Here is a 12,535-nt window from a genome sequence, read left to right as displayed (position 1 = left end):
ACGAGTTGAAGAAGGGAATGTGTCGCAAGATACCAATGATATGTGAGGGTCTGGATACTACAGGAAAAGGGGGGGCATCTGTCGAGCGGGATTCCTGCGAGTCTCAGGAGTGGGTGAAAGAGCGGACTTCTGCTATCTCACCCTCTACAGCGAGTGCGGCGCAGTAGCCGGGTGGGACGGAGAGGTCGGCAAGGCGCCATGTGGAGGCTTCCTCCGGGGCCGTGCGATGCGAGACCAGAGCCGCGGGGAAGCCGGGCAAAAGGGTGACATCGAAAAGATCGCAGCGCTGCGAAAACCCGCTGCCGGTCCCTTTGAGGTAGGCTTCCTTGCGGGTCCAGCAGCGGTAGAAGGCGTCGAGCTGTTCACTGGGGGGGAGGGTGAAAAGGTCGCGTTGCTCGGAGGCGGAGAAAAAGCTCCGTGCCATTGGAGCGAAATCCAGGTCCTGGCGGACCAGCTCCAGATCGACCCCGACCTCCCGCCCGGTAGTGACGGCGGTGAGTATAAGGTCTCCTGAGTGGGAGGTGTTGAAACGAAGATCGGTGGCGGCGTCAGACAGGAAGGGTTTTCCGTGGGCAGTCACGTCCAGGCGCAGAGAGCGCGGGTGGATGCCGAGGTAGCTGGAAAGCACCTCCCGCACGATCCCTCTCCCGGCAATGAAGCGCCTCCTCTTCTCCTGATCTATCAGCCGGGCGGCGCGGAGATCTTCGTCTGGGGAAAGGTGTTGACGGAAGGTGGCAATGGCGGAGGCGTCCGCTGCAAGGTTTCCCCGCCAGAGGTGGACCGCTCCAGGCTCCGGCGGCGCACTTTTCACCGGCCGGCTCCCGAGAGCCACTCCTGGAGACGCTGCAAGCCTTCTTCCAGCGAGACCTCGGGCACATAGCCGAAGTCGCGCCGGGCGGCGGAGATGTCGAACCAGTGTGCGGTGGAGAGCTCACTCGCCACAAAGCGGGTCATGGGAGGCTCCCCTGCCACATTAAAGGTCCGCCAGATCCCCTCACACACCTTCCCGGCCAGGGAAGCAAACCCGGGGGAGATCGTGCGCTTCACGGGCTCTACCCGTGCAGCTGCAAGAATACGGTTCACCATCTCCCAGAGGGGGATCGGCTCGTCATTGGTTATGAAATACGCCTTGCCGTCCACGGCGGAGCCGGGGGCGAGGCGGTCTGCGGCAAGGAGATGGGCGCTGGCGGCGTTGTCGACGTAGACGGTGTCGACGAGGCAGGGGCGGTTCCCGATGCGGCGCAGCTTTCCTGCGCGTCCCTTCGCGACGATGCGCGGAACCAGGTGGTTGTCACCCGGTCCCCAGATAAGATGCGGCCTCAGCGCCACCACGGCCAGCTCCGCCGAGCGTGAACTCAGCACCAGCTGCTCTGCGAGCGCCTTGGTATGAGGGTACGGCGCCTTGAAGGTGGCGGGGTAGGGGAGGGACTCGTTTCCGCCCTCGACATCGGTGCCGTCGAAGACGACGCTCGGCGAGCTGGTGTAGACGAGGCGCCCGATTCCTTCCTTTTTGCAGGCGGCGACGACATTTTCGGTCCCGGTGACGTTGGCGCGGTAGTATTCGTCAAACTCTCCCCAAATGCCGGCTTTCGCCGCGACGTGAAAGACGACGTCGCAGCCACGGGCGGCGCGGGCGACAGCATCGGCGTCGGAGATGTCTCCGCGCACCTGCTCGGCGCCGATCGTGGCGAGCTCGGGGTAGTCGCCGCGGGAAAAGGAGCGCACCGCGTCGCCGCGGGCAACGAGCTGCCGCACAATCGCGTTTCCCAGAAATCCGCCACCACCGGTCACAAGCGCTTTCACCTTACCCTCCTCGCAGCCCACACCGCGAGCTTCTCGCGGAAAATCTTCGCGTTGTGCCGGATGTCGACCGGAAACGCCGGGTGAAAGAGTATCGTCTCGATGGCGTGGGTGTGGATGTGCTCCTTTGCGATGGCCAGAAGCTCCTGCTCCAGCACCTTCCGTTCCGCCTGCACCCCTTTCTCCAGTTCGACGCACAGGACGGGACGCTGTTCCCCCTTCGGTCCGATCCCCACAAGAGCAGTGCGAAAGACCATCGGATGGGTGTTGAAGACCGCCTCGCACGGAATGGTGAAGAGAGTCCCGGCGCGCGTCTCCACCCGGTGCGATTTGCGGCCGCAGAACCAGACGCGGCCGTCCTCGTCGCGCCCTCCGAGATCTCCCATGCGGTGCAGGAACCCGCCACCCTCGAGATCGACGATCTTGGAGGCGAGGTTCGAGTCCGGGCGGTTGAAGTAGTTCCTGGTGACCTGCGCCCCTTGGACCACGATCTCCCCGATCTGTCCGACCGGAACCTTCAGCGAATCGTCCCACACGTTGATCGGCTCGTCGCTGATCTCGATGACCTCGAGGCGCACTCCCGGAACCGCTTTCCCGACGCAGACGCCCCCCCCGGCCTCCGTAATGGCGCGGGTGGAGCCGAGGATCTCGCGGCTGCCTATGGAGCAGACCGGAAGCGCCTCAGTCGCGCCGTAGGGGGTGAAAATCTCTCCCTCCTCCGGCAAGAGGGAGCGGAAGCGCTCCAACACAGGTGCGGGGACCGGCGCGCCGGCGCAGATGACGCGGCGCAGCGTCGGGAGCTTTATGCCGTGCTCCGCGCCGTAGCGCCCGACGCGGTTTATCAGCGCGGGGGAGCCGAACATGGTGGTGACGCCGTGCTTCTGGATCGCGCCGATGATGTTGGGAGGATGGACGGAGCCGGGACGGGTGAAGTCCATCTCCGGGATCACCGCGGTCATGCCGAGCGCCGGTGCGAAGAGGGCAAAGAGGGGGAAGGTGGGGAGGTCGATCTCGCCCGGCTTGATGTCGTAGATGTCGCGCAGCGCCTCCACCTGGGCGGCAAAGTTGCCGTGGCTGTAGACGGCCCCTTTGGGGCACCCGGTGCTGCCGCTGGTAAAGAGAATAGCGGCGCTCTCGTCGTGCTGCGTCGGTGCGAGCTCGAACGGTGCGTCTGGCGTCCCCTCGATGAGCTCGGCGAGCGTCTCACCCTTCCAGAAGATGCGGCGCCCCACGGTGACGAACGACTGCAGACTTTCCTTCCCCCACCCGAAGAGGGCGCGGGCCGCGTGCGCCTTCGGGATGCCGATGAAGGCAGCGGGCTGGGCCTCGGCTATACAGGTCTTCAGATGTTTCACCCCGATTCCGGGATCGATGAGAACGGGGACGGCGCCGGCCTTGAAGAGGGCGAAGGTGAGGGCGAAGAGATCGGGGCCGGGTGTCACCATCAGGACGGTGCGCACACCGCGGCCAATGCCGTGGCCGACCAGTGCGTGCGCGATGCGGTCGCTCAGCCGGTCCAGCTCCCTGAAGCTCAGGGTCCTGTTTTCCTTCAGGAAGATGATGGCCGGCGTCTCGGGCTGCAGGCGGGCCATCTCCGGGAGGTGGGCGGCTATGTTTACTCTGCTCGTTCCTGTCATGGCTGCATCTTCACCTTTGCCAGGTCGGTACGGGCGAGGAAAGAGGAGATAAGTGGAACGACCTCCTCCTTCATGTCCTCGAGGACATAGTGCCCGGCGTCCGGATAGCGGTGCACCTCGGCCCCCGGGAAGCGCCTCTCCCACTCGGCGAGGAAGTGGCGGTCGAAGACGAAGTCGAGCTCTCCCCAGAAGATCGCCACCGGCAGGTCGCGGAACTTTTCCAGATTTGCCGCCACCTCGTTTATCAGGTCGAAGTTGCGGTCCCCCGCCTTCAGCGGGATGTCCTGCACAAACCGCAGGGTGGCGATGCGGTTTTGCCAGGAATCGTACGGGTACTGGTATGCCGCGCGCAGCTCGGCCGGCATGGGGTTTTTCTTGCAGCCGACGATCGATGCACCGACGCTGAAGGCGTTGAAACCGCGCACCAGAAGCGTTCCCAGGAGCGTGTCGCGGCAGATCTTGAGCCCCAGCGGGAATTTCTTCTCCTTCGGAAGGGGGAAGGCTCCGGTGTTGAGGAGGACGATCCTGGCGATCCCCTCGGGGTGGCGCGCGGCGTAGGCCATCCCGATCATCCCACCCCAGTCGTGCAGGACGAGAGTGATTGGCTCCGAGAGACCAAGGTGGTCGATCAGCCGCTCCAGGTCGTCGACCCGCCGCGGCAGCGTGTAGTCGTAGGCATCGTCGCCGGGCTTGTCGGAAAAGCCGCAGCCGATGTGGTCGGGTACGATGCAGCGATATTGATCGCGCAGGGCGAGGACCAGGTTGCGGTAGTACAGCGACCAGGACGGGTTGCCGTGCACCATGACGACAGGGTGCCCCTGGCCTTCATCGAGGTAGTGGTAGGAGAGGCCCCCAAGGTCGAGGGTGCGCCCGGTGAAGGGGTAGTATTTCCTGATGTCAAAGCTCATGCAGTCGGATCTGTCTTCTTTCTTCCCGAACCCGGGAATGTGGTCAAGTACTGTAGGCCGGAATGTAGGCCGGAATAAGCGAAGCGTTTCCGGCATGTGAAGGCGCTGGAATGCTACCAGTCAACCCCGAGCATGAGGCAATTCAACCCGCTCCCGATCCCGAGAAACGCCACCTTGTCGCCCGGGGCAAGAACCTCGCGCTCATCGGCGAGCGCCGCCGTGATGGGGAGGGAGACGGTCCCAATGTTTCCCAGGAACTCGTAGGTGGTGAAATCCTTCTCCAGCGGAATGTCGAGCGTCTTCAGGATGGAGGTCTGGTGCGCCGAGCCGACCTGGTGGCATATCACGCGGTCGACCTCCTCCACGCTCCAGCCGACCTCCGGCAGGAACGCCTGCCAGGTACGCTGTCCGAGCTCCACGCCGAAATTCATGACGTTCACCGCGTCGGTGCTCATGGTCTGCTGGTAACCGCCGTTCCCGTCCGGGGTCATTCCCCACAGGCAAAGCGCATGGTGCTGCGGCGCCGCCACGGTCACGCCGCCGCGCAGCCGTCGCCTCTTTTCCGAGGAGAATGAGCCGTCGGTGAGAAGGACGGCGACCGCTCCGGATCCGCCGGTGAGGGTCGCCAGGGAGGTGGCGAAATTCGGCATGCTGCACGATTCGAGCATCCGGGAGATGGTGATCTCGTTGATCTCCCGGGCGCTCTCGCAGGAGACGACGAGTCCGGCCCGGATCTGCCCGAGCTCGATGCGGTTTGCCACCTCCAGAATCCCGTTCAGAACCCCGATGCACGCGTTGGAAAGGTCGAAGATGGCGGCATTTCCTCCCACCCCGAGGCCGTCGGCGACACGGCACGCCGTGGCTGGCTCGAACTGCTCCCGGCACACCCCGGCGTAGATAAGGGCGCCGATATCGCTCGCATCCACGCCCGCTGCACGGAGCGCCTTCTTCCCTGCCGCAATCGCGCCGCGCGAGAGTGGATACCCTTCCCCCCACCAGCGCCGCTCGCGGATCCCGGTGAGTGCCTGCAACTGCCCCGGCGCCATGTGGAGGGTGCGGTACAGCGGCTCCAGGCGCGCCTCCAGCTCGGAGGAGCTGACCACCACCGGAGCGAGCTCGAAGCCCAGGGCGTCGATATACACTTTTGAGTATTTCATGTCTTACCTCATCTCCACCGCGCATCGCGTAAGCGGTGGACGGTCCCGACGGCGTTTACCCTGCCTGCACTGCGAAGTCCTTCATCTGGTAGATCGGTCGACCGTCCACCGAGAGGAGGCCGTCGGCGACGATGATCCTGTTGACGTCATCGACGGCGGTGATGACCGCCTCAACCGTGACCTTTCCGTTCGTCGGTACGACCTGGCCGCGGTAGACCCAGCGGTGGCGGCTGCCGAGAGCAAGCGCGACATTGACTCCTTCCTGCCATCCCCAGCGCTTCACCGCTGCGAGCCTCACGAGCTGGAGGAATGATTCGAGCCCGAGCGAACCGGGGGTGACCGGGTCCTCGTAGAAGTGCGCCTTGAAGAACCACTCCTCCGGATTTACCTGCTTCGTTCCCCTCAGGTACCCCAGCTCCTTCGGGCCGCCGTCAGCGATGAAGAGCTCCACCGTGTCGATCATGCGCAGCTGGGTGTCGGGGAAGGGGGGCGCGGCGGGGTAGGGGAGGCTTTCCCCCCTCTCCAGCTCCTGCGCGGACGGCTGATAGTGGGCGGCATCGCGTATGCCGACCTGGTTGGCGAGGGCATCCTTCGAGAAGAAGCCGAACATCGTCTCCCCGTCGTAGACCACACCGTCGCGGTCCTCCACGCGCAGCGTGAACTCCTGAATGATCATGCCGCCGCTGGTGGCGACCTTGGTCATCGTCGCATAGGCGGTGAGGATGCCGGAGTGCGGCGTCACCCGCCGATGCTGCACCGCGTTCCCCCCGAGATTCCTGAAGGAGATGTCGGTGGGGGAGGTCAGGGCCGAGCCGACGTAGGCGGCGAGCCAGCCGCACGGCTGCAGGGCGGCCTCGAGAAGGACGGCAAAGGGCATGAGAGGCTGCCGGTCCGCAGCGAAGTACCAGGCATCCGCCGGGACCAGGTATTGGCTCTCCACCTTCGCGCCGGCGACCATCTGCCACGGCTCGCCGGTGACGGAGGTGACTCGGTCCATGAACTGGAACGGGGGACCGGGGAGGCGTGCGATCTTCCTGCCGGAGTCGAAGATCCGGTAGCGGTCGCCGAATCCTTCGCTCGGCTTGCCGTTGCTGTAGGCGAGGATCTGCTCCTTCGTGTAGAGCGCAGGCTTGAAGCCGTGCGGTTCCGCAGGGGGGACATTCGTCGCGATGGCGGCTCCCCCTTTGCCGCGCCAGAGGTCGGTGAGGATCTCCCTGTTGCTGCCGCTCAGGCGCACGGACATGCTGGTGATCTCCACGATCGGCCTGCCGTCGGCGTACATGAGAGCATCGACAATTGCGTACGGCTCCGGCCCGTAGCCGAGCTCCCGCACGTTCACCTCGTAGGCGACGACGCGGGTCGTTTCCAGCACCTGGCCGCGGCAGCAGAGCCTGCTCGCCACGCCGGGGACCGGTACCCACGCGCAACCGTCCGTCTCGGAGACCCATCCCATGCGCAGCAGGAAGATACGCAGCGTGTGCAGGCAGCACTCGTACATGAGCGTTCCCGGCATGACCTTGTCGTCCACGAAGTGGCAGGTCAGGAACCAGTCGTCCGGGTGAATGTCAGCCTCCGCCCTAATGTAGCCGAGCTGGTAGCGTCCCCCCCTAGGGACCAGTTCCATAACCCGGTGCACGAGCTGCATCCGTCCGGACGGGATGGTGAGGGGGCGCTGCAGCGGCAGAGGGGCGAAGAGCGGCCCGAAGCAGCCGGCGAGGTCGCCTTTTCTCAGGCTCTCCAGCTGCTCGAAGGAGTAGCTCTCCTTCTGCTGCATCGCCACGAGCTCGGTCCAGTCCGCCGGGAGCTTCCCGGTGCGCGGGCGCAGATCGATGGCGCCGTGCACGATTCCTTTACCGGCGGCGAGTTCCGCCTCCGAGAAGAAGCCGGCGCAACCGTCGCGCATGGAGAGGAGGGGGGCGCCGTCCACCGTTGCCTCGAAATGAAAGCGGAAGAGGTAGGTGTCCCCCTGGCGGAAGAAACGCTCGATGTGGATGTCGTAGCGGATCGTCTCCCCCGGGCGCGGCAGCTCACGGTGGAAGGTCACCACCGCGTCGAGGAGGCGGTACACCGCGAGCCCCTTGGTGATGAAGTCGATACCGAGGTAGCCGGAGAGGAAGAGGTCAGCCTGTCCCGCCTCCACCGCGATGCAGGTGGGGATGCGCCCGCCGTCCAGGTACCAGGCGCCGGGGTGGATGTCGTGCTCGGTGACGACCTTGCCGCGCGTCATGGAGCGCGGCTCTCCCTCGACGGAGACGATCCGGTCCACCAGCATAAGCGGCTCATCGGGGAGGCGTACCCGGGTGGGGTAGCTGTCGACCTCGGCAAATTCGGGGCCGAGCATACGGGAGACGGAGCCGATGGCGAACTCAAGGCACATGGCGCGGTCGTAGGCGCACTCGCGAGGCGCCTGCGGCGCGGGCGCTGTCGAGACTGCCGGCTCCGCTGCGGCGGGGAATCCCGCTGCGAGCGCCTCCGTGCAGCGCGCGAGGGTGTCCGCAAAGGAAAGATAGGCCGCATGGGCCTGCATCCGCGCCTCTTGTGCAGCCGCAAAGCCGGAGAAGAGAAGATCGACCGCAGAGGACACTACCGGTGCCGGTGCCGGTGCAGCAGGCGCCACGGCAGGGGACGTCGCTGCGACCACACTCACCGCTTCGTTGCGGGGGACGGAAGGGGAGGGGGTGAGTATCTCAGCAGGACTCTTCGCAGCTGCAGCAAGGGGAACTGGCTGCTGAACCTCTCGCACGGCAGGCGCTGCAGCGACGGGCACAGCTTCAGCGGCCTGCTGCGCGCGTGCCTCACGAGGGGCGGAAGCGCGGCCGGGGAGCTCGGGAGAGAACGCACCGCCGCCGGTAGCGACCTTTACCAGCAGTCGCGGCTTCTCTTCGCTCACGGCGACCGGTGCCGGGCGCCGGTCGGCAAAGAGGGGCTCAAGATCCACCGGCACCCTCTCGGCAACGAGCTGGGCGAGAAGGCGCAAAAGCGCGGAGTTCCCGTCAACGCCCGGAAGGCTCACGGAGCGGGCGCAGTGCGGCTGGTCGCGCAGAATCCTGCCGATCATCCTGCTGCAGGAGCCGCCCGGTCCCATCTCCACGAAGTGGCGCACGCCGTCCTGGTACGCTGCGCGTACCAGCCGCGGGAAGTCGATGGTGCCGACAGCCTGTGCCAGTATGGAATCTGCCGCACTGTCGCGGCTGACGTCGTAGCGCCCTCCGCGTGCACCGCTGTAAAAGGTGATGTCGGCTGGCGGGGTTGTCGGGAAGAGGTGCAGATCCCGGTAGGCACGTGCCACCTGCTGCGCGACTTCGCAGTGCACGGTGGTGACCCCTTCCAGCGGGAAGAAGCGGCAGCCGAGCATCGCCACGAGGTGCTTTACCCATTTGGCGTTCCCGCCGATGACGCACTCCTCGGGGGTGTTCACGATCAGGAGGTACACCTGCGAGGTCGTGCGCAGAGCGCGGCGCACCTCGCGCACCGTCACGTCGACTACACCGATACTCCACTCAACCTCTTTCCCCTCCGCCCCCCAGGCGCGCTGGGCGGCGCGGCATTCGCCGGCGAGGTCTCTGGTGAAGAGGGTCGAATGCTCCATGCGGGCGAGCATCGCGTCGCGGTCACGCCAGGTACGGGTGGCGAAGAGCCCGGCAGATTCACCGAGGCTGTAGCCGATGACCGCCTCAGGGCGCACCCCGAAGGTCGCCATAAGGTCGCTGTAGACGCACCCGGTGGCGACCTGTCCAAAGATCACCGCCTGGTGGTCCTCGTTCAGCTCGGCCGTAGTGGCGCCGTTCCAGAACTTTGCCGCCTGGAACTGACGTGCAAGGTACAGGTTCTCCGCGTCCTGGCGACGGAAGACCTCGGGCCAGCGCGCCGAGATATCGAGCCCCATGCCGGGGAAGTGATTTCCGGAGCCGGGAAAGACGAAGGCGACCTTGCCGTCCCTTCCGATAGGGCGCGCGGAGTAGAAGACACGGTCGCGCAGGGATGGGTGGCAGAAGCTGTTGTCGAGCTCCCCCCCTGCCGCGACGAGGCGCTCCCCCTGGTCCAGAAGGGCTTCGAGCTCCTCGCGGTTGCGCGCCACGAGACCTGCCGCCTTCATCTGCTCCTTCGCCCCGTTCTCCCGGTGCCACTTCGCCGCCAGGGTGGTAAGGTCGGCATGCGCCTCCTCCCGTGCAAAGCTTCGCAGCCTTCCAAGCGCAGAGACGACCTCCGCCTCCGTATCGCCGGTGACGGTGAAGAGTGCCTCCGTCCCGCGCCCAGCCGGAGCGGAGACTTCGAGTTCGCGGCGTTTCTCGTCGCACCCTTCGAGTACCACGTGGCTGCAGGAGCCGTCGATCCCGAAGACGCTGACGCCGGCGCGACGGGGGCCGTCGGCGCGGTTTCTGAGCCAGTAGCGCGGGGTGCGCGGCAGGTACAGCGGGCCCTCGCCGGAAAGCTCTGCCACTGGGGTCTCAACAGGGGTAGGGGGGATGATCTCCTGGTAGAGCGCGAGGGCGCCGCGCACCAGCGAGGTGAGACCGCAAGCGGCGCCGCTGTGACCGATCAATCCCTTGACGCTGCTGACGGCGCAGCTTCTCGCCGCGGGGGATCCGCCATAGAAGCGGGCCAGCGCCTTCGCCTCCATGCGGTCCTCATCGAGATTTCCGCTGCCGTGGGCCTCGACCAGCGACACGGTGGCAGGGTCGACCTGGGCGTCGCGGTAGGCCCGCTCGAGCGCGTGGGCGTAGGCCTCCTCGCCGGGGAGAAGGACTTTTCCACCAGCGGAGCCGATTCCCTTGACGACTGCATAGATGCGGTCGCCGTCTGCCTGCGCGTCCTCCAGTCTCTTCAAAACGAGAGCCGCGGCGCCTTCACCGGCGATGCTCCCATTGGCCTGCTCGTCAAAGGGACGTGCCGTGCCGGAAGCGGAGAGGGGACGGATTTCGTGGTGCCCGAGGAGAGCGCGCACGTCTCCCGCAAGATCGACGGCGCCGACAAGGGCACGGTCGAGCTCCCCCGCCTGGAGCATGCGCACGGCACTCTCCAGCGCCCGGATCCCGGAGCCTTCATCGTTGGAGAGGGTAAAGCTCGGCCCCCCCATGCGGAATTCGCGGGCGATGCGGCTCGCGACGATGCTGCCGAGCGCTCCCATGGTCCGGTTCGCGGTAAGGGGAGGGGAGAGGGTGTCCTGCAGGTTTGCCGTCCACGCCTTCATTTCCTCTGCAGAGAGGTGCAGTCCGAGATCCTCGGCCCACCCCTGCGCCTCTTCCGGAAGGGTCCAGCGGAGCGAGAAATTGGTGCTGTTGAGATCGAGGGCGATGCCGACGAAAACCCCGCACTTCAGCTTCTTCTCGCGCCCGAGGCCGGCATCCGCCATCGCCGCGGCAGCACTTTCGAGCATCAGGAGCTGCTGGGGGAGCATTTCCTCCATCTCGCGGGGGGCAATGCGGAACTCGTCGGCGGCGACCGTCACCTCATCGACGAAGTGCCCGCGGCAGCCCCCTTCCTTCAATCCTTCTTCTCTGAACCAGGCGCTTTCCTGTGCGCCCCACCAGTCGGCGGGGTGAGCCGGCTTTACCTCGCCCCCACCAAGCACCCGCTCCTGGAATTCGCGGAGGGAGTGGTGAGAGCCGAAGCGCGCATCGAGGCCAACGATCGCCACGTCACACGGTTTGGCTGAGCGGACCGGGACAGCTGCGGAGCTTTCCTGCGGCAGGTACTCCTCGACGAGCAAGTGGGCATTTATGCCGCCGAAACCGAACGCGCTGACTGCGGCGCGGCGTGGCGTGCCGGAGTTGCGGCGCTGCCAGGGACGCTCCGATTTGAGCACCTGGAAGGGGCTTTCCTGAAGCGCAATGGCGGCGGGAGGGACGCTGAAGTTGGCGGTGGGGGGGAGGGTCTCTTTTCCCATGGCAAGAAGCACCTTGGTGAGAGCTGCGGCACCCGCCGCGGTGAGGAGATGCCCGATGTTGGACTTAACAGACCCGATGACGCAGCGCTCGCCGGCCGGAGAGGCGCCGTTCCAGAGGGACTGGAGGCTGCCGAATTCGGTGGCATCGCCGACCTGGGTGCCGGCTGCGTGGCACTCCACCAGATCGACGTCCTGCGGCTGCCACCCTGCCTGCGCGTACGCGCCGCGCATGGCCCGCAGCTGCCCCTCGGAAATGGGGGCGAGGAGGCTTCCCCCGACGTCGTTGGAGAGCCCTATGCCGCGGATCACGCCGTAGATGCGGTCGCCGTGGGCGACGGCGTCCTCGGTACGCTTCAGGAGGAAGAGCCCTGCCCCTTCGCCCACGACAAGGCCGTCGCCGGCCGCGTCAAAGGGGGAGCAGATGCCGCGGCGCGACAGGGCGCGCAGCTGCGAGAAGCCCATCTGGGTGTAGAGCGGGTCGGGACGGGAAACGCCGCCTGTGAGCATGGCATCGGCGCGCCCGGAGAGGAGCTCGTCCACCGCAAGCTTGATGGCGTAGAGGGACGATGCACAGGCGGCGTCGAGGGTATAGCTCCCACCACCAAGCCCAAGGGCGTGTGCGAGGAGGCCGGCGGGAAGGCCGGCGACGTAGCGGTTCAGCGCGTTTTTACTCTGTCTCGGCGTGGAGCGCCCGAGGAGCTTCTCCTGGAAGGAGCGCCCCAGAAAGTCGCGGGCCAAGAGCGCGGACGACTCGGTAGGGAGCGCCAGATTGCCGATGATGACGCCGACCCGTGAGCGATCGACGGGGGAGTGGACCGCATCGTGGAAGGCGCGGTTTCCGGCATGGAGGAGCAGGTGGAACAGGGGATCGAGCCCATCCAGGAGCGCCGGGTCTAGCGCCAGCCCTTTGAGCTCGGAAGAGGGGGGGAGCGCGTCGATGAGGCAGGCGCGCCGGGAATAGACCTTGTCCGGCGCGCCCTTTTCATCGCTGAAGACGCTGTCTACGGGGACCCGCCATTTGCCGGGAGCCACCTCGCGGGAGGCGCTTTTGGCGAGGCGGATATTTTCCCAGAAGGAGTCGAGGTCGGGAGCATCGGGGAAGATCCCGCCTATACCTACGATTGCTACGGAACCGCGTTGCTGCAT

6 protein-coding genes are annotated in these 12,535 nt (G+C 66.0%); all 6 read right to left on the bottom strand.

Annotation, left to right across the window (positions count from 1 at the left end; genetic code table 11):
• Nucleotides 1–103: 103 nt before the first annotated feature.
• On the bottom strand, nucleotides 104–811 hold the full coding sequence (locus LPW11_RS19420) for a 4'-phosphopantetheinyl transferase family protein (RefSeq protein WP_230995521.1): 708 nt from the start codon (nucleotides 809–811) through the stop codon (nucleotides 104–106).
• The gene (locus LPW11_RS19415) at nucleotides 808–1,803 is read right to left on the bottom strand and encodes an NAD-dependent epimerase/dehydratase family protein (RefSeq protein WP_230995520.1); all 996 of its coding nucleotides are present in this window, start codon (nucleotides 1,801–1,803) and stop codon (nucleotides 808–810) included. Before LPW11_RS19415 ends, LPW11_RS19420 begins: the two co-directional genes overlap by 4 nt.
• Entirely contained in the window at nucleotides 1,800–3,437 is a 1,638-nt protein-coding gene (locus tag LPW11_RS19410; protein WP_230995519.1) for a fatty acid CoA ligase family protein, read from the bottom strand. Before LPW11_RS19410 ends, LPW11_RS19415 begins: the two co-directional genes overlap by 4 nt.
• Complete coding sequence (locus tag LPW11_RS19405) at nucleotides 3,434–4,345, bottom strand: alpha/beta fold hydrolase (protein ID WP_230995518.1); 912 nt, start codon at nucleotides 4,343–4,345, stop codon at nucleotides 3,434–3,436. Before LPW11_RS19405 ends, LPW11_RS19410 begins: the two co-directional genes overlap by 4 nt.
• Nucleotides 4,346–4,458: 113 nt before the next feature.
• A complete protein-coding gene (locus LPW11_RS19400) occupies nucleotides 4,459–5,502 on the bottom strand; it encodes a 3-oxoacyl-ACP synthase III (RefSeq protein WP_230995517.1) in 1,044 nt (347 codons plus the stop codon).
• A gap of 55 nt (nucleotides 5,503–5,557) precedes the next feature.
• Nucleotides 5,558–12,535, bottom strand: a complete 6,978-nt coding sequence (locus LPW11_RS19395) for a polyketide synthase (RefSeq protein ID WP_230995516.1) — start codon at nucleotides 12,533–12,535, stop codon at nucleotides 5,558–5,560.

The sequence above is a fragment of the Geomonas sp. RF6 genome, from assembly GCF_021044625.1.
Lineage (GTDB): Bacteria > Desulfobacterota > Desulfuromonadia > Geobacterales > Geobacteraceae > RF6.
The sequence above is the reverse complement of the archived record's forward strand: the minus strand, read 5'-3'. Positions and strand labels throughout refer to the sequence as shown.